This is a genomic window from Streptomyces sp. NPDC002825 (genome assembly GCF_040295385.1).
Classification (GTDB): domain Bacteria; phylum Actinomycetota; class Actinomycetes; order Streptomycetales; family Streptomycetaceae; genus Streptomyces.
The window spans coordinates 1-19,751 of record NZ_JBEOVH010000056.1 but is presented as its reverse complement, the minus strand read 5'-3'; the positions used below and the strand labels follow the sequence as shown (position 1 = coordinate 19,751).

The 19,751-nt window shown below is 71.6% G+C and carries 15 protein-coding genes; 8 read left to right on the top strand and 7 right to left on the bottom strand.

Translation table 11 applies throughout. The features are described 5' to 3' along the window. Nucleotides 1–74 precede the first annotated feature (74 nt). Together ABT041_RS37930 and ABT041_RS37925 are read left to right on the top strand one after the other, a co-directional pair. Nucleotides 75–1,124: an LLM class F420-dependent oxidoreductase gene (locus tag ABT041_RS37930; protein ID WP_351193440.1), complete on the top strand. Its 1,050-nt coding sequence runs from the start codon at nt 75–77 to the stop codon at nt 1,122–1,124. A 209-nt stretch (nt 1,125–1,333) separates the two neighbouring features. Further along, nucleotides 1,334–2,119, top strand: coding sequence for a ferritin-like domain-containing protein (locus ABT041_RS37925; protein WP_041128402.1), 786 nt, complete (start codon nt 1,334–1,336; stop codon nt 2,117–2,119). Between the two features lie 16 nt (nt 2,120–2,135). Here ABT041_RS37925 and ABT041_RS37920 read toward each other — a convergent pair whose 3' ends face one another. Continuing rightward, nucleotides 2,136–3,128, bottom strand: a complete 993-nt coding sequence (locus ABT041_RS37920) for a magnesium and cobalt transport protein CorA (protein WP_351193457.1) — start codon at nt 3,126–3,128, stop codon at nt 2,136–2,138. A gap of 25 nt (nt 3,129–3,153) precedes the next feature. Here ABT041_RS37920 and ABT041_RS37915 point away from each other — a divergent pair, with 25 nt between their 5' ends. The 5 genes from ABT041_RS37915 to ABT041_RS37895 all read left to right on the top strand — a co-directional run bounded on the left by ABT041_RS37915 (nt 3,154) and on the right by ABT041_RS37895 (nt 9,883). Continuing rightward, nucleotides 3,154–3,843 carry a histidine phosphatase family protein gene (locus tag ABT041_RS37915; protein ID WP_351193437.1) on the top strand — a complete coding sequence of 230 codons (690 nt, stop codon included), beginning with the start codon at nt 3,154–3,156 and terminating at the stop codon, nt 3,841–3,843. A 67-nt stretch (nt 3,844–3,910) separates the two neighbouring features. Then, entirely contained in the window at nt 3,911–4,501 is a 591-nt protein-coding gene (locus tag ABT041_RS37910) for a DUF3090 domain-containing protein (RefSeq protein ID WP_189805362.1), read from the top strand. Then, nucleotides 4,465–5,301 carry an SCO1664 family protein gene (locus ABT041_RS37905; protein WP_351193455.1) on the top strand — a complete coding sequence of 279 codons (837 nt, stop codon included), beginning with the start codon at nt 4,465–4,467 and terminating at the stop codon, nt 5,299–5,301. Before ABT041_RS37910 ends, ABT041_RS37905 begins: the two co-directional genes overlap by 37 nt. Before the next feature lie 179 nt (nt 5,302–5,480). Then, complete coding sequence (gene mshC / locus ABT041_RS37900) at nt 5,481–6,710, top strand: cysteine--1-D-myo-inosityl 2-amino-2-deoxy-alpha-D-glucopyranoside ligase (RefSeq protein WP_351193435.1); 1,230 nt, start codon at nt 5,481–5,483, stop codon at nt 6,708–6,710. A gap of 116 nt (nt 6,711–6,826) precedes the next feature. Further along, entirely contained in the window at nt 6,827–9,883 is a 3,057-nt protein-coding gene (locus tag ABT041_RS37895; protein ID WP_351193433.1) for an NPCBM/NEW2 domain-containing protein, read from the top strand. A 48-nt stretch (nt 9,884–9,931) separates the two neighbouring features. On the opposite strand, the gene ABT041_RS37890 is transcribed toward ABT041_RS37895, so the two are convergent. The 6 genes from ABT041_RS37890 to ABT041_RS37865 all read right to left on the bottom strand — a co-directional run bounded on the left by ABT041_RS37890 (nt 9,932) and on the right by ABT041_RS37865 (nt 17,354). Further along, complete coding sequence (locus ABT041_RS37890) at nt 9,932–11,059, bottom strand: PAC2 family protein (protein ID WP_351193430.1); 1,128 nt, start codon at nt 11,057–11,059, stop codon at nt 9,932–9,934. A gap of 142 nt (nt 11,060–11,201) precedes the next feature. Then, the gene (locus ABT041_RS37885; protein ID WP_351193427.1) at nt 11,202–12,263 is read right to left on the bottom strand and encodes an LLM class flavin-dependent oxidoreductase; all 1,062 of its coding nucleotides are present in this window, start codon (nt 12,261–12,263) and stop codon (nt 11,202–11,204) included. A gap of 110 nt (nt 12,264–12,373) precedes the next feature. Continuing rightward, a complete protein-coding gene (locus ABT041_RS37880) occupies nt 12,374–13,978 on the bottom strand; it encodes a glycerol-3-phosphate dehydrogenase/oxidase (RefSeq protein ID WP_086830979.1) in 1,605 nt (534 codons plus the stop codon). 6 nt (nt 13,979–13,984) lie between these two features. Continuing rightward, the gene (glpK, locus tag ABT041_RS37875) at nt 13,985–15,517 is read right to left on the bottom strand and encodes a glycerol kinase GlpK (RefSeq protein WP_351193424.1); all 1,533 of its coding nucleotides are present in this window, start codon (nt 15,515–15,517) and stop codon (nt 13,985–13,987) included. Nucleotides 15,518–15,552: 35 nt separating this feature from the next. Next, nucleotides 15,553–16,311, bottom strand: coding sequence for an MIP/aquaporin family protein (locus ABT041_RS37870; RefSeq protein ID WP_351193421.1), 759 nt, complete (start codon nt 16,309–16,311; stop codon nt 15,553–15,555). Between the two features lie 278 nt (nt 16,312–16,589). Continuing rightward, nucleotides 16,590–17,354: an IclR family transcriptional regulator gene (locus ABT041_RS37865; RefSeq protein WP_351193418.1), complete on the bottom strand. Its 765-nt coding sequence runs from the start codon at nt 17,352–17,354 to the stop codon at nt 16,590–16,592. 244 nt (nt 17,355–17,598) lie between these two features. On the opposite strand from ABT041_RS37865, the gene ABT041_RS37860 reads away from it, so the two are divergent. Continuing rightward, on the top strand, nt 17,599–19,751 hold a 2,153-nt coding region (locus ABT041_RS37860), incomplete at its 3' end, for a homocysteine S-methyltransferase family protein (RefSeq protein ID WP_351193416.1).

Sequence of the window (19,751 nt, the reverse complement as noted above, 5' to 3'; positions counted from 1 at the left end):
GTCCTGACGGATGGCCCACGCGCGCGCTAGAGTCCGGCCAAAGAGACGTTACCGATGGGTAAGGGGTGCGTGGAATGCGGCTCGGCATCAACCTCGGCTACTGGGGCGCCGGCATGGACGGCGACAACCTCGCCGTCGCCCAGGAGGCGGACCGCCTCGGCTACGACGTCTGCTGGGCCGCCGAGGCCTACGGCTCCGACGCCCCCACCGTCCTCTCCTGGGTCGCGGCGAAGACCGAGCGGATCGACGTCGGCTCCGCGATCATGCAGATCCCGGCCCGCCAGCCCGCCATGACGGCGATGACGGCGGCCACCCTCGACTCGCTCAGCGGCGGCCGCTTCCGCCTCGGCCTCGGCGTCTCGGGACCGCAGGTCTCCGAGGGCTGGTACGGCGTGAAGTTCGACAAGCCGCTCGCCCGGACCCGCGAGTACGTCGAGATCGTCCGCAAGGCCATGACCCGGGAGCGGCTCAGCTACGAGGGCGAGCACTGGACGCTGCCGCTGCCCGGCGGCCCCGGCAAGCCGATCAAGCTCACCGTCCACCCGCAGCGCGAGCACATCCCGCTCTACATCGCCGCGATCGGGCCGAAGAACCTGGAGCAGACCGGCGAGATCGCCGACGGCGCCCTGCTGATCTTCCCCTCCGCCGAGCACCTGGAGGAGACCGCGCTGCGGCACCTGCGCGCGGGCCGCGAGAAGGCCGGTCTGACCCTGGACGGCTTCGACGTCTGTCCCACCCTGCCGCTCGCCCTCGGCGACGACGTGAACGCGCTGGCCGACGTCTTCCGCCCGTACACCGCGCTGTACGTCGGCGGCATGGGCAGCCGGAAGCAGAACTTCTACAACCAGCTCGCCCAGCGCATGGGGTACGAGAAGGAGGCCGCCGAGATCCAGGACAAGTACCTGGCCGGCGACAAGACGGGGGCCGCGGCCGCCGTGCCCCACTCGCTGATCGACCAGACCGCGCTGCTCGGCTCCGTCGAGCGGATCGCCGAGCGGATGACCGCCTACGCGGAGGCCGGGGTCACCACCCTCACCCTCGCCCCGGCCGGCTTCACCCTCGACGAGCGCCTGGCGGCCCTGCGGGCGGGCGTCGAGGCCATGGAGCGCGCGGGCCTCGCCTAGGAATTCCTGCGGCCGTGGTGGGGGCTCGGGGGTCTTCCCCGCCACGGCCGTCATCCGGAACAACGCTCCACGGGGCCCCCGGTTACGCCCTCGGGTCTCACTCTTTCGGCCGAGCCGTCACGCCCTCCTGTTGCCCGCCGCCCGGGACGCGACTTGACTCGTTCTTCCCGGACGTACCGGAGTGCGGACGTCCGCAGGAGGTGGCGGCGATGCTCACGGCCAAGGGCCTGTTCCAGGAAATCATCGACAACGACGAGTCCTTCCGGCTCTTCTGTTCCATCGCCGCGAGCGGCGAGTCCCAGGGCGGCTGGGAGAACGCCCGGATCGCGGCCCTCGTCGCGCCCGGCATGCGCGCCCTCGCGCCCAAGATCACCCGGCACGGCGCCGACGAGGACAAGCACGGCCGGATCTTCAACGCGTTGATGAAGAAGCGCGGCCTCGAACCCGTCCCCGTGCCCCCCGACACCGACTACACGATGCTCCTCGAACAGCGCGGCATCGGCCTCGCGCACGACAAGCTCCGCGCCGACCGGCCGCTGACCGAGGAGGACGTGGTCGTCTACCTCGCGCACAGCAGGGTCACCGAGGAGCGCGCCGCCGACCAGATGCAGCTGCTCGTGAAGCACTTCGGCGACCACCCGGAGCTCGGCAGGGCCATCCGGATGATCTGCAACGACGAGGACAACCACCTCGCCTACTGCCACGAGGAACTGCTCAGGCTCGCCCGCCAGGGCCACGGCCGGCTCATCCAGCGGACCCTGCGCGAGTCCGCCCTCGCCGAGATCCAGGTCTACCGCGACGTCAGCCTCGCCGTGATGCGTCACATGGGCCGCATCCTGAACTGGCCGAAGCCCAAGGCGGCCGTCCTCGCCGCCGGGATCCACGCCGTGTACCTGTACGAGCGCGCCGCCGGCTGGCACAGGATGGTCGACCTGCGGATGCCCGAGCGGCTGGACGCCCTCGGCGGTCCCGCCACCCCCGCCCCCGCCTTCTGAGCGGGCCCTCCGGCGGCTACAGCCAGCCGCGCCGCTTGAAGACCCGGTGGAGTGCGACGACGATGCCCGCCATCACCACGATCACCACCGGGTACGAGGCCACCCAGTGCAGCTCCGGCATGTGGTCGAAGTTCATCCCGTAGATCCCCGCGACCATCGTGGGGACCGCGGCCATGGCCGCCCACGCCGAGATCTTCCGCATGTCGTCGTTCTGCCGGACGCCCATCTGCGCGAGATGGGCCGACAGCACGTCGGACAGGAGCCGGTCGAGGCCCTCCACCTGCTCGTTGGAGCGCAGCAGATGGTCGTTGACGTCCCGGAAGAAGGGCTGCGAGCGCTCGTTCACGAACGGCACCGAGCCGGCCGTCAGCCGGCTCATCGGCCCGGCCAGCGGACCGCTCGCCCGCCGGAACTCCAGGACCTGCCGCTTCGCCGTGTAGATCCGCTCCGCGGTGTTGGCCGGATTGCCGCCGCTGGGCGCGAAGACGTCCGCCTCCAGCTCCTCCAGGTCGACCTGGAGCTCGGCCGCCACGTCGAGGTAGTGGTCCACGATCGCGTCGCTCACCGCGTACAGCACCGCCGTCGGCCCGTGCTTCAGGACCTCCCGCTCGGCCTCCAGACGCCGCCGGACCTGCGCCAGGGGAGCGCCCTCGCCGTGCCGGACCGTCACGACGAACGAGTCGCCCATGAACACCATCAGCTCGCCCGAGGACACCCGGTCGCTCTCCGGCTCGTACACGATGGGCTTGAGCACCACGAAGAGCGAGTCGTCGTAGACCTCCAGCTTGGGCCGCTGATGCGCCTTCAAGGCGTCCTCGACGGCCAGCGGGTGCAGCGCGAACTCCGAGGCGACGTGTGCGAACTCCGCCTCCGAGGGCTCGTGGAGCCCCACCCAGAGGAAGGCGTCGCCCGTGGCCCGCGCCTCCTCCAGGGCGTCCGAGAGGTCGGCGGGGCCATCCGTACGGCGCCCGTCCCGGTAGATGGCAGAGTCCACGATCACGCCGCGCATTCTCGCACCGCCTAGGCTGGCGCGCATGGCCACGCTGATCCTCGTCCGGCACGGACGCTCCACCGCCAACACCTCCGGGGTCCTCGCCGGGCGCACGCCCGGGATCGCGCTCGACGAGCGCGGGGCCGCCCAGGCCGCCGCCCTCCCCGGGCGCCTCGCGGGCGTCCCGCTCGCCGCGGCCGTCACCAGCCCCCTCCAGCGCTGCCGGGAGACCCTGCGGCCGCTCCTGGAGGCCCGCCCCGGCCTCCCGCTGCACGTCGAGGACCGGATCAACGAGTGCGACTACGGCGACTGGTCGGGGCGCAAGCTGGCCGAGCTCAACGACGAGCCCCTGATGGAGATCGTGCAGGCGCACGCCTCCGCCGCCGCCTTCCCCGGCGGCGAGTCCATGCGCGCCATGCAGAACCGCGCCGTCGAGGCCGTACGCGACTGGAACGCCCGGATCGAGGCCGAGCACGGCGAGGACGCCACGTACCTCATGTGCTCCCACGGGGACATCGTGAAGGCGATCGTCGCCGACGCCCTCGGGCTCCACCTGGACCTCTTCCAGCGCATCCACGTCGACCCCTGCTCGGTCACCGCGATCCGCTACACGCGCGTGCGTCCCTTCCTCGTCCGCCTCGGCGACACCGGGGACTTCGCCGGATTCGCCCCCCGGGAGCACCCCGACAGCAGTGGGACGGCGGAGGTCGGTGGCGGTGCGGGCGCACCGTGATCCCCTCGCGCAGTAGGGTGGACGCGCCGCTGTAGTACGACTGTCGAGACTCAAGGGAGCCGGGAACGTGTCCCGTCAGGTGTTCCTCTACGACCCACCGGAGCGTTTCGTGGCCGGCACGGTCGGGCTGCCTGGCCGCCGTACGTTCTTCCTCCAGGCGTCCGCCGGCGGCCGGGTCACCAGCGTCGCCCTGGAGAAGACCCAGGTCGCGGCGCTCGCCGAGCGCATCGACGAACTCCTCGACGAGGTCGTCCGCCGCACCGGGGGCAACGCGCCCGTGCCCGCCGTAGCCCCCGCGGAGATCGCCGACACCGCCCCCCTCGACGTGCCCGTCGAGGAGGAGTTCCGGGTCGGCACCATGGCCCTCGCCTGGGACGGCGAGGAGCAGCGCATGATCGTCGAGGCGCAGGCGCTCGTCGAGCTCGACGCGGACTCCGAGGAGGACCTCGCCGAGGCCGAGGAGCGGCTGCTCCAGGACGAGGAGAACGGCCCGCCGATGCTCCGGGTCCGGCTCAGCGGGGCCCAGGCCCGCGCCTTCGCCAAGCGCGCCCTGGACGTCGTCAACGCCGGCCGGCCGCCCTGCCCGCTGTGCAGCCTGCCGCTCGACCCCGAGGGGCACGTCTGCCCGCGCCAGAACGGATACCGCCGCGGAGCATGAGCAGCCCCTCGACGCCGTCGGACGCCGAGCTGCTGACCCACGGTGAGCTGACCGTGCGCGGCCGGGTCCGCGAGGCGTCCAACGCCGTCCTGTACTGCTCCGTCGCCCACGAGGGCCGGGAAGCCGCCTGCGTCTACAAGCCGGTCGCGGGGGAGCAGCCCCTGTGGGACTTCCCCGACGGCACCCTCGCCCAGCGCGAGGTCGCCGCGTACGAGATCTCCGAGGCCACCGGCTGGGGCCTGGTCCCGCCGACCGTGCTCCGCGACGGGCCGTACGGGGAGGGCATGGTCCAGCTGTGGATCGAGGCCGACCCCGGCGCGCGGCTCCTGGCCCTCACCGAGGACGACGAGCCCGGCGAGGGCTGGAAGGCCGTGGGGCCCGCGCAGATCGACGAGGACCGTACGGCGCTCCTCGTGCACGCCGACACCCCGGAGCTGCGCCGGCTGGCCGTCCTGGACGCCGTCATCAACAACGGCGACCGCAAGGGCGGGCATCTGCTGCCGGCCGCGGGCGGGCGGCTGTACGGCATCGACCACGGGGTGACCTTCCACGTCGACGACAAGCTGCGCACCCTGCTGTGGGGCTGGGCGGGCGAGGAGCTGCCCGCGGAGGCGGCCGGGGTGCTCGACGCACTGGACCGGTCCCTGGCCCCGGGAGCGCCGCTCGCCACCCGACTGGCGGAACTCCTGACCGTCGCCGAGGTCGAGGCCGTACGCGCCCGCGTGAAGGCGCTGCGCACCACCGGACGACACCCGGAGCCCTCGGGCCAGTGGCCGCCGATCCCCTGGCCACCCGTCTGAGGTCCCGGGGGCCGCGACCCCGGCCGCCCCGGTGGCCGAATGTTTTCGGACACACCTCCCTGAGGGGCTCTGACCCCTGGGGGGTATGCACGCACGCCTCCGACCCGCAAGAGCGCCTAATCGGTCAAGATCCCGGATCCGGTTCGTATCCGGAACACCTGTCCGGTTACGCTCGGGTCATGCATGCCTGGCCCGCTTCTGAGGTCCCCGCCCTTCCCGGCAAGGGCCGCGACCTCCGGATCCACGACACCGCGACCGGCGGGCGAGTGACCCTCGCCCCCGGCCCCGTCGCCCGTATCTACGTCTGCGGCATCACGCCGTACGACGCGACCCACATGGGTCACGCGGCGACCTACAACGCGTTCGACCTCGTTCAGCGCGTGTGGCTCGACACCAAGCGGCAGGTGCACTACGTCCAGAACGTGACGGACGTGGACGACCCGCTCCTGGAGCGCGCGCTCCGCGACGGCATCGACTGGGTCGGCCTCGCCGAGCGCGAGACCGCCCTCTTCCGCGAGGACATGACCGCCCTGCGGATGCTGCCCCCGCAGCACTACATCGGCGCGGTCGAGGCCATACCCGGCATCATCCCGCTGGTCGAGCGCCTCCGGGACTCCGGCGCCGCCTACGAGCTCGAAGGGGACATCTACTTCTCCGTCGAGGCCGACCCGCACTTCGGCCAGGTGTCGAACTACGACACCGAGCTGATGCGCCACCTCTCCGCCGAGCGCGGCGGCGACCCGGACCGTCCGGGCAAGAAGAACCCGCTCGACCCGATGCTCTGGATGGCCGCCCGCGAGGGCGAGCCGAGCTGGGACGGCGGCAGCCTCGGCCCCGGCCGCCCCGGCTGGCACATCGAGTGCGTCGCCATCGCCCTCGACCACCTGGGCATGGGCTTCGACGTGCAGGGCGGCGGCTCCGACCTGATCTTCCCGCACCACGAGATGGGCGCCTCCCACGCCCAGACCCTCACGGGCGAGTTCCCCATGGCCAAGGCGTACGTCCACGCCGGCATGGTCGCCCTGCACGGCGAGAAGATGTCGAAGTCCAAGGGCAACCTGGTCTTCGTCTCCAAGCTCCGCCGCGACGGCGTCGACCCGGCCGCCATCCGGCTCGCGCTCCTCTCGCACCGCTACCGCGACGACTGGGAGTGGACCGACCAGGTCCTGGAGACGGCCGTGGAGCGGCTCGGCCGCTGGCGCGCCGCCGTCTCGCGCCCCGACGGCCCGTCCGCCGACGCGCTCGTCGAGGAGCTCCGCGAGGCGCTCTCCGACGACCTCGACACGCCCACCGCGCTCGCCGCGGTGGACCGCTGGGCCGCGCTCCAGACGGCCGAGGGCGGCACGGACGAGTCCGCCCCCGGTCTCGTCTCGCGCGCTGTCGACGCACTGCTCGGTGTGGCCCTGTAACGAGCAGGACCGCACAACTCCCTTTCAGGCAACCGCCCTTGGACTTCTCGTCGAAGTCCGGGGGCGGTTCCGTTTTGTCCTGGCGGGGATGCTCACTCCTGCGCTAAACAACCTCCATGCAATCATCATCACGCATGAAAGTTGCACTCGCCGGAGCCGTCCTCGGGCTCTTCGCGGCCTTCGCGGGACCCGGCTCCGCCGCGTCGGCCACACCCACCGACACCACGGTCGGCGACGTCACCGGCTTCGCCGCCGACGGGGCCGTCTACCGGCTGACCGCCGGCCACACCGAGGCCCGCGTCTCCTTCGTCACCGCCGACACCTTCCGCATCGAACTCGCCCCCGACGGCAGGTTCACCGACCCCACCGGCAGCGACATCACGCTGCCCCAGGGCCCGCCCCCGGCCACCCGCTGGCGCGACCTCGGCGACCGGTACGAGCTCGCCACCGCCGAGGTGACCCTGCGCGCCACCAAGTCACCGCTGCGCTTCTCGGCCGTGCGCGCCGACGGCACCCCGCTCTGGACCGAGACCCAGGGCCTCACCTGGAACCAGGACCGCACCGTCCAGACCCTCGCCCGCGGCGCCGACGAGCAGTTCTACGGCGCCGGCATGCAGAACGGGCGCGGCAACACCTCCCACCGCGGCAAGACCGTCGAGGTCGGCGTCGACTACAACTGGAACGACGGCGGCCACCCCAACTCCGTCCCCTTCTACCTCTCCTCCGCCGGCTACGGCGTCTACCGCAACACCTACGCGCCCAACACCTACGCGTTCACCGACCCCGTCACCACCAGCGCGAAGGAACAGCGCTTCGACGCCTACTACTTCGCGGGCAGCGGCGGCGACGCCGTCAAGGACGTCATCGGCCAGTACACCCGGCTCACCGGCAAGCCCTTCCTGCCGCCCGTGTACGGCCTGGAGATAGGCGACTCCGACTGCTACCTCCACAACGCCAACCGGGGCGAGCGCCACACCCTCGACGCCCTGAAGGTCGCCGACGGCTACGTCGCGAACGACATGCCCAACGGCTGGATGCTCGTCAACGACGGCTACGGCTGCGGCTACGAGAACCTCGCCGAGACCTCCGCCGGCCTCGCGGAGCGCGACATGAAGCTCGGCCTGTGGACCGAGGACGGCATCGACAAGCTCGCCGACCAGGTCAAGGCCGGCCAGCGCGTCGCCAAGCTCGACGTCGCCTGGGTCGGCTCCGGCTACAAGTTCGCCCTCGACGGCTGCAAGGACGCCCACGCCGGCATCGAGGCCAACAGCGACGCCCGCGGCTTCACCTGGGCCCCCGAGAGCTGGTCCGGCGCGCAGCGCTGCGGAGTCCAGTGGTCCGGCGACCAGTCCGGCAGCTGGGAGTACATCCGCTGGCAGATCCCCACGTACGCGGGCGCGTCCATGTCCGGACTCGCCTACACCACCGGTGACGTCGACGGCATCTTCGGCGGCAGCGCCAAGACGTACACCCGCGACCTCCAGTGGAAGATGTTCCTGCCCGTCACCATGACCATGGACGGCTGGGCCGCCAATGACAAGCAGCCCTTCCGCTACGGCGAGCCGTACACCAGCATCAACCGCGCCTCGCTCAAGCTGCACGAGGCCCTGCTCCCGTACATCTACAGCCACGCCCACCGGGCCACGAAGACCGGCGTCGGGCTCGCCCGGCCGCTCGCCCTCGAATACCCGGACGACCCGAAGGCCGCGACCGACGCCGCGAAGTACGAGTTCCTCAGCGGCGAGGATTTCCTGGTCGCGCCCGTCTACCAGGACGCCGTGGAACGCGACGGCATCTATCTCCCGAAGGGCACCTGGATCGACTACTGGAGCGGGCGCACCTACCAGGGCCCCGTCACCGTCGACGACTACAGCGCCCCGCTCGACACCCTGCCCCTCTTCGTACGGGCCGGGGCGGCCGTCCCCATGTGGCCCGGCTCCCTCCGCTCGTACCAGGACCGCGCCCCCGGCGACCCGATCGCCTGGGACGTCTACCCGGAGGGCAGCACCTCCTTCGAGCTGTACGAGGACGACGGCGTCACCCGCGAGCACCGCACGGGGAAGTACGCCATCCAGCGCGCCGAGGTCGGCGCCCCGCAGTCCGGCCCCGGCGACGTCACCATCCGCCTGGGCGCCAGCACCGGCTCGTACACCGGCAAGCCCGCCGCACGGCCGTACGCCTTCACCGTCCACACCGGCGACGCGCCGGGCGCGGTGAAGCTCGACGGGCGCGCGCTGACCGCCCTCACCTCCCGCGCCGCCTTCGACGCGGCCACTCAGGGCTGGTGGTACGACCGTGACGAGCGCGGGGGAGTGGTCCGGATCAAGACGGCGGCCCAGTCCACCGACCGCGGCTTCGAACTGCGCCTGACCGAGACCAGCGCCGTCGGCGGTGCCGTCCCCGGCGCCTCCGCCGTCCTCGCCGCCCCCGGCGGGCAGGAGCTCGGTGCCGGCACCCCCGGCACCGTGGCCGTGGACGTCACCGCGGGCACCCGGGACGCCACCGACGTACGGGTCTCCCTCGACGCCCCCGCCGGCTGGCAGGTCACCCCGGCCGCCCCGATCACCCGCGTCCCGGCCGGCACCACCCGCCGCGTCGAGGTCGCCGTCACCCCGGCGGCCGACGCCAAGCCCGGCGAGGCGACCCTCACGGCGACCGCCCGCCACCGGGCCGCGGGCACCGACCGCACCGCGGTCCAGCGGTTCGCGGTCGGGGTGATGCCCCCGGCGCCGACCGCCGACGCCTGGGCGAGCGACCTGACGTGGCTCAGGTCCACCAACGGCTGGGGACCGCCCGAGCGCGACCGCTCCAACGGCGAGTCCGCCGCCGGGGACGGTCACACGCTCACCCTGGCCGGACAGACCTACGCCAAGGGCATCGGCGCCCACGCCGACTCCGACATCGAGGTCTACCTCGGCGGCCGCTGCACCGCCTTCACGGCCGACGTCGGCATCGACGACGAGATCGACGGCTACGGGGACGTGGCCTTCTCCGTCGAGGCCGACGGCCGGGTCCTGTGGACCTCGCCCCGGCTGACCGGCGCCTCCGCGACCGTGCCCGTGAACGTCGACGTGACCGGCGCCCGGCACGTCCGGCTGAAGATCACGGACACCAACGGGTCGAAGAGCGGCGACCACGGCGACTGGGCGGCGGCCCGCTTCGGCTGCTCCTGACGCACGAACGGGAGGGGCGCCCTCGGGCACCCCTCCCGTTCCGTCCGCCTACTTCCCGGTCTCGCCGCCGGGCCCGCCGGACCCCTCGGAGCCGTCGGACCCCTCAGAGCCCTCGGGCCGGTCGGACCCTTCGGGCCCCTCGGAGCCGTCGGGCCGGTCGGACCCTTCGGGCCCCTCGCCGGAACCCTCGGCAGGGCCCTCGCCGCCGTCCGCGCCCGGGACCGACTCGGGACCCGGCTGCTCCGGCTTCGGAGGGCGTGTCCGGCCGCTGCCGGAGTCCCGCAGGAACTCGCCGCCCTCCGTCGCCACCCCAGGACCCGAGCCGGGACCCGTGCCCGGCTCGCGCCGCCGCAGATAGCGCTCGAACTCGCGGGCGATCGCCTCGCCCGAAGCCTCCGGCAGCTCCGCCGTGTCCCGTGCCTCCTCGAGCGTCTGCACGTACTCCGCGACCTCGCTGTCCTCGGCGGCCAGCTGGTCCACGCCCAGCTGCCAGGCCCGCGCGTCCTCCGGCAGCTCGCCCAGCGGAATGCGCAGCCCGATCAGGTCCTCCAGACGGTTGAGGAGCGCGAGCGTCGCCTTCGGGTTCGGCGGCTGCGACACATAGTGGGGCACCGCCGCCCACAGGCTCACCGCCGGCACGCCCGCGTGCGTGCACGCTTCCTGGAGGATGCCCACGATGCCCGTCGGGCCCTCGTACCGGGTCTCCTCCAGGTCCATCGTCCGCGCCAGGTCCGGATCGGAGGTCACCCCGCTGACCGGGACCGGCCGGGTGTGCGGGGTGTCCCCGAGCAGCGCGCCCAGGATCACCACCATCTCCACGCCCAGCTCGTGCGCGAAGGCGAGCAGCTCGTTGCAGAAGGAGCGCCACCGCATCGAGGGCTCGATCCCGCGCACCAGCACCAGGTCGCGGGGTTTCTCGCCGCCGACCCGGACCACCGAGAGCCGGGTCGTCGGCCAGGTGATCTTTCTGACCCCGTTGTCCAGGAAGACCGTGGGGCGGTTGACCTGGAAGTCGTAGTAGTCCTCGGCGTCGAGCGCCGCGAACACCTCGCCCTTCCATTCCCGGTCGAGATGGGCGACCGCGGTGGAGGCGGCGTCGCCGGCGTCGTTCCAGCCCTCGAACGCGGCCACCATGACCGGGTCGATCAGCTCGGGTACCCCCTCGAGCTCGATCACCCAGCGCCTCCTTATTCGAAGTTCCTGTCGTACGGCCCCACCTTACGGCTTTCCGGTGGTCCGCCCGCAGCCCCCGGACATCCCCGAAAACCCGTGCGGCCTTGATCGACTACCCAGGAACTCACCTCCGCACACGGCGGAGTCACTCCTCCCACAGCGTGCTGGGCGCCTCCCTGCGCACCACCGGCGCGATCTCCTCGGCGAAGCGCCGGAGCGTCTCCTGCTGCTCGGCCGTCGACTGACCGAAGGTGTCGACGGAGATGGACTGCAGGTCGTGTCCGTAGGACGCGTGGTAGCCGAGGATCTTGTCGATGATCTGCTGCGGCGAGCCGATCAGCTGGGGGCCGTCCGCGATCGCGTCCTCGATCGTGCGGAACGGCGTGTTGTAGCCGGCCCTGCCCTCCAGGTGCGGCTTGAAGCTCTGCCGCACCCTCGCCTCGTACAGCTCCTTGTACCGGCCGACCGCCTGCTCGGGAGTGTCGGCGATGAGCAGCCCGCCGGAACCGGCCGCCACGCGCGCGTGGGCGGGATCGTGACCGTACTCCTCGAACTTCTCGCGGTAGTGGGCGATGAGCCTCGCGTACGCCTCGCGCGGCTGGATCGCGTTGGCGGTGAAGAGCGGATCGCCGTGCTTCGCCGCCAGCTCGGGCGAGTTGAGGCTGGTGGCCGAACCGTGCCAGACCCGGGGCGGACCGGCGTACGGGCGGGGGACCGTGGTCACGTTCTTCAGCGGCGGCCGGAACTCGCCCTCCCAGTCGACGCCCTCCTCCGTCCAGAGGCGGCGGAGCAGCTCGTACTTCTCCTTCTGGAGGTCCCACTGCCGCTCCTCGTCCAGGCCGAAGAGGTCGAAGTGGCCGGTCTCCGCGCCCTTGCCGACGACGAGTTCGAGCCGGCCGCGGGAGAGCTGGTCGAGCGTCGCGTAGTCCTCGGCGACCCGGACCGGGTCGAGGATCGCGACCACGGTGACGCCGGTGAGCAGCCTGATCCGGCGGGTGCGGGCGGCGAGCGCGGCGAGCAGCACGGTCGGGGACGAGGAGAGGAACGCGCCCGCGTGCCGTTCGCCGACCGCGTACGCGTCGAAGCCGAGCCGTTCGGCGGTCTCGCCGAGCGTGACGACCTGCTCCAACCGGTCGGCGGCGGACAGCAGTTCGCCGGTGAGCGGGTGCGGGGAGTGGTGGACGATCGAGAGCACCTGAAACTTCATGCCTCAACTGTGCGCGCCGAGTGTTGCGGCCGTGTGGCGGGCGCATGGCACGCGACAGGGGCGGTCCCTCGAAGAGGAACCGCCCCTGACCGCCTTCGTGCCTACGGGAGTTACTTCCGCAGCATCGACTCGACCTCCGCGCGGATCTCGTCCGTCGCCAGTCCGCGGATGGTCAGCGTCGTACGGCGGCGCAGCACGTCGTCCGCCGTCTCGGCCCACTCGTGGTCGCGGGCGTAGGCGACCTGCGCCCAGATCTCCGGGGCGTCCGGGTGTATCCGGCGGGCGAGCTCGGGGTTCTCGTTCGCCATCCGGGCGATGTCGAAGGAGAGCGAGCCGTAGTGCGTGGCCAGGTGCTTGGCGGTGTCGGCGGCCATCCGGGGGCCGGGCGCCGGACCGTCGACGAGCAGGCGGTGGGCGACGGCGTTCGGGTTGGCGATGCCGGGCAGCGGCAGCCGCTTCGGCAGCGCGGACACCGGCTCGTAGTCCTCGCCGAGCGGGTGGCCCGGGAGCTGCTCCAGCTTCTTCATGACCGTGCGGCCGATGTGGCGGAAGGTCGTCCACTTGCCGCCGGCCACCGACAGCATGCCTCCGCGGCCCTCGGTGACCACGGTCTCGCGCTTGGCCTTGGAGGTGTCGCCGGGGCCGCCCGGGAGCACCCGCAGGCCGGCGAAGGAGTACGTGATCAGGTCGCGGGAGAGCTGCTGGTCGCGGATGGAGAAGGCGGCCTCGTCCAGGATCTGGGCGGTGTCCTTCTCGGTGACCTCGACCTGGCCGGGGTCGCCCTCGTACTCCTCGTCGGTGGTGCCGAGGAGCAGCATGTCCTCCCAGGGGAGGGCGAAGGTGATGCGGTACTTGTCGATCGGGGTGGCCAGGGCGGCCTTCCACGGCGAGGTCCGCTTGAGGACCAGGTGCGCGCCCTTGGAGAGGCGGATGGAGGGGGCCGCGTTGGGGTCCTCCATCTTGCGCAGGTGGTCGACCCACGGGCCGGTCGCGTTGAGCACGAGGCGGGCGTTCACGCCGAACTCGTCGCCGGTGGTGCGGTCCTTCAGCTCCGCGCCGGTGACCCGGCCGCGGGTGAAGCGCAGCCCGGTGACCTCGGCGTGGTTGAGGACGGTGGCGCCGGCGTCGACGGCGGCGCGGACCGTCATCAGCGCCATGCGGGCGTCGTTCATCTGGTCGTCGCCGTAGACGGCGACGGCCTTGAGGTTGTCGGTGCGCAGCTCGGGCACGTCCTGCGCGGCCTTGGCGGGGGAGAGCAGGTGCCCGACGCCGTCGCCGAAGGCCGAGAGGGCGGAGTACGCGAAGACTCCGGCGCCCAGCTTGGCGGCGCCGTGCGGGCCGCCCTTGTAGACGGGCAGGTAGAAGGTGAGCGGGTTGGCGAGGTGCGGTGCCACCTGGCGGGAGACCGCACGCCGCTCGAAGTGGTTCTCCGCGACCAGCTTCACCGCGCCGGTCTGCAGGTAGCGCAGGCCGCCGTGGAGGAGCTTGGAGGAGGCGGAGGAGGTGGCGCCGGCGAAGTCGCCGGCGTCCACCAGGGCCACCCGCAGGCCCGACTGCGCGGCGTGCCAGGCGGTGGAGATGCCCAGGATGCCGCCTCCGATCACCAGGAGGTCGTACGTCGCCTTGGAAAGCTGTTCCCGGGTCTCGGCGCGGCTCGGCAGGGAACCGGCAGCCGGGTGCGTCCCCAGGGCAGGGACGCTCTGCAGGGTGGTCATCTCGTATTACTCCTCGGTCGAATCATCGAGCCAGCCCATGGAGCGTTCGACGGCCTTGAGCCAGCTCTTGTACTCGCGGTCACGCTTGTCGGCGTCCATGCGAGGGGTCCATTCCGCCGCCCGGCGCCAGTTGGCGCGCAGCGCGTCGGTGTCCGGCCAGAAGCCGACGGCCAGACCGGCGGCGTAGGCGGCGCCGAGGCAGGTGGTCTCGGCGACCATCGGACGCACGACGGGCGCGTCCAGGAAGTCCGAGAGGGTCTGCATCAGCAGGTTGTTGGAGGTCATGCCGCCGTCGACCTTGAGCGCGGTCAGCTCGACGCCGGAGTCCTTCGTCATGGCGTCGGTGATCTCGCGGGTCTGCCAGGCGGTGGCCTCGAGGACGGCGCGGGCGATGTGCGCCTTGGTGACGTACCGGGTGAGGCCGGCGATGACACCGCGCGCGTCGGAGCGCCAGTACGGGGCGAAGAGGCCGGAGAAGGCCGGCACGAAGTAGGCGCCGCCGTTGTCCTCGACCGAGGACGCGAGGGTCTCGATCTCGGCGGCGGACTTGATCAGGCCCATCTGGTCGCGCATCCACTGGACGAGCGAGCCGGTGACGGCGATCGAGCCCTCCAGGGCGTAGACCGGCTTGGAGTCGCCGATCTGGTAGCCGACCGTGGTCAGCAGGCCGCTGTAGGAGTTGATGATCTTGTCACCGGTGTTCATCAGCATGAAGGTGCCGGTGCCGTACGTGGACTTGGCCTCGCCCTCGGCGAAACACGTCTGGCCGAACAGGGCGGCCTGCTGGTCGCCGAGCGCGGAGGCGACCGGGACGCCGTCGAGGATGCCGCCCTTGACCGTGCCGTACACCTCGGCGGAGGAGCGGATCTCCGGCAGCACGGCGGCCGGGATCTCCATGGACTGCAGGATCTTCTCGTCCCAGGCCATGGTGTGGAGGTTCATCAGCATGGTGCGGGAGGCGTTGGTGACGTCGGTGACGTGGTGGCCGCCGTCGACGCCGCCGGTGAGGTTCCAGATGACCCAGGAGTCCATGGTGCCGAAGAGGATGTCGCCGCGCTCGGCGCGCTCGCGCAGGCCCTCGACGTTGTCGAGCAGCCAGCGGACCTTCGGACCGGAGAAGTAGCTCGCCAGCGGGAGGCCGGTCTCGCGGCGGAAGCGGTCCTGGCCGACGTTGCGGCCGAGCTCCTTGCAGAGGGCGTCGGTGCGGGTGTCCTGCCAGACGAGGGCGTTGTGGACGGGCTCACCGGTGTGCCTGTCCCAGAGCAGCGTGGTCTCGCGCTGGTTGGTGATGCCGATGGCCTTGACGTCGGCGGCGGTGATGTTCGCCTTCTCCAGCGCGCCGGCGACGACCTCCTGGACGTTGGTCCAGATCTCGGCGGCGTCGTGCTCGACCCAGCCCGGCTTCGGGAAGATCTGCTCGTGCTCCTTCTGGTCGACGGAGACGATCCGGCCGTCCTTGTCGAAGACGATGCAGCGCGAGGAGGTGGTGCCCTGGTCGATGGCCGCGATGAAGGGGCCGGAGGTGTGTGCGTCGGTCACGGTGTGCTCCAAGGGAAGTCTGGAAGAAGGACGGCTCAGGCGAACGCGATGTTGTAGATACCCGCGGCGATGGCGCCACCGATCAGCGGACCGGCGACCGGGATCCAGGCGTAGCTCCAGTCGGAGCCGCCCTTGTTCGGCAGCGGGAGCAGGGCGTGCACGATGCGCGGGCCGAGGTCACGGGCCGGGTTGATGGCGTAACCGGTCGGGCCGCCGAGCGAGAGGCCGATGGAGACGACGACGAACGCGGTGATCAGGGCGCCGAGGACGCCGAGACCCTTGCCGCTGTCGTTGAGGCCCTGGGTGAGCACGGCCAGGACCAGCACGACGGTGCCGATGATCTCGGTCGCCAGGTTCTGCCAGGTGTTGCGGATCTCGGGGCCCGTGGAGAAGACGCCGAGCACCGGGCCGGGGCCCTCGATCGGCTTCTCGCCGACGGTCTCCGGGTCCGTGAGGTGGGCCTGGAACTGGCCGTAGTAGGCCACCCAGACCAACGCCGCGCCGATCATCGCGCCGAGCATCTGGCCGGCGATGTAGACCGGGACGTTGCTCCAGTCCCCGTCCTTGATCGCGATTCCGACCGTGACGGCGGGGTTCAGATGGGCGCCGGAGAGGGAAGCGGTCATGTAGACGGCCGTCATGACGGCGAAGCCCCACCCGAAGGTGATCGCGAGCCAGCCCGCGCTGCGGGCCTTGGAGCTCTTGAGCGTGACGGCGGCGCACACACCGCCGCCGAGCAGAATGAGTACGGCGGTACCGATGGTCTCGCCGAGGAAGATGTCGGAGCTGGACACCCGCGACTCCTTTGTCCTTCGTCCAGGGGAAGGCGAACCCCGGGTCCCTCCGGTGGTCCGCGCCCTCGTGTTGAGGGCGTTGCCGGCCCTTGGCACTGTCACACCCTAGCGCGTATTGCCGTTAGGTGTTCGACAATGCCGACCGACGAACGGAAGTTTTGCCCCCGGGTTAACAGCGCGTCAAGGGTCTGGGAAGTGAAAAACCCGCCGATGACGCGATCGTTACCGGCGGGTTCTGCGGCGTCGCGGGCGGTCCGTGACCACGCCCGCACAGGCGGTCAGAAGCGGTTGGCCCCCAGGTCCCTGGAGACGGCGCGGGCGCAGTCCCGCACCGCCGCCACCAGCTCCGGGCGGAGCTCCCCGCCCGGACAGACCCGCTCTACGGCGCCCGTGACCGCCACCGCGCCCACCGGCATCCGCCGCCGGTCGTGGATCGGCGCCGCCACCGACGCCACGCCCTCCCAGGTCTCCTCCACGTCCGCCGCCCAGCCCCGGGCCCGCGTCATGTCGAGGAGCGACTCGAAGTCGCCGAGCTCCGTGGTCGTACGGGGCGTGAACGCCTCCCGCTCGACCTCCACGACCTCGCTGTGGGCCACCGGGTCGTACGCCGAGAGGACCTTGCCGAGCGCCGTGGAGTGCAGCGGCTGCATGGCCCCGACCTCCAGGACCTGGCGGCTGTCGTCCGGCCGGAAGACGTGGTGCACGATCAGTACGCCGCGCTGGTGCAGCACCCCCAGGTGCACGCTCTCGCCGCTGGATCGCGCCAGGTCGTCCGTCCAGACCAGGGCCCGCGCCCGCAGCTCGTGCACGTCCAGATAGCTGTTGCCGAGCCGCAGCAGCTCCGCGCCCAGCTGGTATCGGCCCGAGGCGGCGTCCTGCTCCACGAAGCCCTCCGCCTGGAGGGTGCGCAGGATGCCGTGGGCCGTTCCCTTGGCGAGCCCGAGCGAGGACGCGATGTCGGACAGGCCGAGCCGGCGCTCGCCGCCCGCGAGCAGTCGCAGCATGGCCGCCGCTCTTTCAAGCGACTGGATGTTCTTCGCCATCGCCCGGCCCCTCACCCTTCTCACACTGTTCGACAATGCTGAACACTATCGGTCGATGCCGACCTTGCGTCACACCACACAGTGTCGGCCAAGGAGGGGCAGGACCGGGAGTCCCCGCACACAGGATGCCGTCCGGCCCGTGGGACGCCGTGTCCACCCCGGCCGCTGCGCGGTTACGCTGGCCCCGTGCACCCTCCCCCGAGGGTGCAAAGCCGACAGCCGTCGCATCCCAGGGAGCTCATCCATGGCCTCGTTGCCGACCCCTTCCGCTGACAGCCGGAACCGCGCCGCCGCCCTCCGCGAGGCACTCGCCAGCCGAGTCGTCGTCGCCGACGGAGCCATGGGCACCATGCTCCAGGCCCAGGACCCGACCCTCGAGGACTTCCAGAACCTCGAAGGATGCAACGAGATCCTCAACGTCACCCGGCCCGACATCGTCCGTTCGGTGCACGAGGCGTACTTCGAGGTCGGCGTCGACTGCGTCGAGACCAACACGTTCGGCTCCAACCACTCGGCCGCGGGCGAGTACGAGATCGCCGACCGGATCTTCGAGCTCTCCGAGGCGGGCGCCCGGATCGCCCGCGAGGTCGCCGACGAGTTCGCCGCCAAGGACGGCCGCCAGCGCTGGGTGCTCGGCTCCATCGGCCCCGGCACCAAGCTGCCCTCGCTCGGCCACATCGGGTACGGCGTGCTGCGCGACGGCTACCAGCAGAACGCCGAGGGCCTCCTCGCCGGCGGCGCCGACGCCCTGATCGTCGAGACGACCCAGGACCTGCTCCAGACCAAGTCCAGCCTCATCGGCGCGCGCCGCGCCATGGAGGCCCTCGGCGTGGACGTCCCCCTGATCTGTTCCCTCGCCTTCGAGACCACCGGCGTCATGCTGCTCGGCTCCGAGATCGGCGCCGCGCTGACCGCCCTGGAGCCCCTCGGCATCGACCTGATCGGCCTGAACTGTTCCACCGGTCCGGCCGAGATGAGCGAGCACCTGCGCTATCTCGCCCGCCACTCCCGTACGCCCCTCATGTGCATGCCGAACGCCGGCCTGCCCGTGCTGACCAAGGACGGTGCGTACTTCCCGCTCACCGCCTCCGAGATGGCCGACGCGCAGGAGAACTTCGTCCGCGACTACGGCCTGTCCCTGGTCGGCGGCTGCTGCGGCTCCACGCCCGAGCACCTGCGCCAGGTCGTCGAGCGGGTCCAGGGCCTCACGCCCCCCGCGCGCGACCCGCGCCCCGAGCCGGGCGCCGCCTCCCTCTACCAGACCGTGCCGTTCCGCCAGGACACCTCGTACCTGGCGATCGGCGAGCGCACCAACGCCAACGGCTCCAAGAAGTTCCGCGAGGCCATGCTCGAAGGCCGCTGGGACGACTGCGTCGAGATGGCCCGCGACCAGATCCGCGAGGGCGCCCACATGCTCGACCTCTGCGTCGACTACGTGGGCCGCGACGGCGTCGCCGACATGGAGGAGCTCGCCGGCCGCTTCGCCACCGCCTCCACCCTGCCGATCGTCCTCGACTCCACCGAGGTGGACGTCCTGCGGGCCGGTCTGGAGAAGCTCGGCGGCCGGGCCGTCATCAACTCGGTGAACTACGAGGACGGCGACGGACCCGAGTCCCGCTTCGCGAAGGTCACCCGACTGGCCCAGGAGCACGGCGCCGCCCTCATCGCGCTCACCATCGACGAGGAGGGCCAGGCCCGTACGGCCGAGCACAAGGTCGCCGTCGCCGAGCGCCTCATCGAGGACCTCACCGGCAACTGGGGCATCCACGAGTCGGACATCCTCATCGACGCCCTGACCTTCACCATCTGCACCGGCCAGGAGGAGTCGCGGAAGGACGGCATCGCCACCATCGAGGCGATCCGCGAGCTCAAGCGCCGCCACCCGGACGTCCAGACCACGCTGGGCCTCTCCAACATCTCCTTCGGCCTCAACCCGGCCGCCCGCATCCTCCTCAACTCGGTCTTCCTCGACGAGTGCGTCAAGGCGGGCCTCGACTCGGCGATCGTCCACGCCTCGAAGATCCTGCCGATCGCCCGCTTCGACGAGGAGCAGGTCACCACCGCCCTCGACCTGATCTACGACCGGCGTGCCGAGGGCTACGACCCGCTGCAGAAGCTGATGGCCCTCTTCGAGGGCGCCACGGCCAAGTCCCTCAAGGCCGGGAAGGCGGAGGAGCTCCTCGCCCTGCCGCTCGACGAGCGCCTCAAGCGCCGCATCGTCGACGGCGAGAAGAACGGCCTGGAGGCCGACCTCGACGAGGCCCTGGAGACCCGGCCGGCCCTCGACATCGTCAACGACACCCTCCTCGACGGCATGAAGACCGTCGGCGAGCTGTTCGGCTCCGGCCAGATGCAGCTGCCGTTCGTGCTGCAGTCCGCCGAGGTCATGAAGACGGC

Bases quoted from the DNA above. Each gene is read 5' to 3' on its own strand.
- ABT041_RS37930 (WP_351193440.1), top strand. From the start codon at position 75: ATGCGGCTCGGCATCAACCTCGGCTACTGGGGCGCCGGCATGGACGGC.
- ABT041_RS37925 (WP_041128402.1), top strand. From the start codon at position 1,334: ATGCTCACGGCCAAGGGCCTGTTCCAGGAAATCATCGACAACGACGAG.
- ABT041_RS37920 (WP_351193457.1), bottom strand. From the start codon at position 3,128: ATGCGCGGCGTGATCGTGGACTCTGCCATCTACCGGGACGGGCGCCGT.
- ABT041_RS37915 (WP_351193437.1), top strand. From the start codon at position 3,154: ATGGCCACGCTGATCCTCGTCCGGCACGGACGCTCCACCGCCAACACC.
- mshC (WP_351193435.1), top strand. From the start codon at position 5,481: ATGCATGCCTGGCCCGCTTCTGAGGTCCCCGCCCTTCCCGGCAAGGGC.
- ABT041_RS37895 (WP_351193433.1), top strand. From the start codon at position 6,827: ATGCAATCATCATCACGCATGAAAGTTGCACTCGCCGGAGCCGTCCTC.
- ABT041_RS37885 (WP_351193427.1), bottom strand. From the start codon at position 12,263: ATGAAGTTTCAGGTGCTCTCGATCGTCCACCACTCCCCGCACCCGCTC.
- ABT041_RS37880 (WP_086830979.1), bottom strand. From the start codon at position 13,978: ATGACCACCCTGCAGAGCGTCCCTGCCCTGGGGACGCACCCGGCTGCC.
- ABT041_RS37865 (WP_351193418.1), bottom strand. From the start codon at position 17,354: ATGGCGAAGAACATCCAGTCGCTTGAAAGAGCGGCGGCCATGCTGCGA.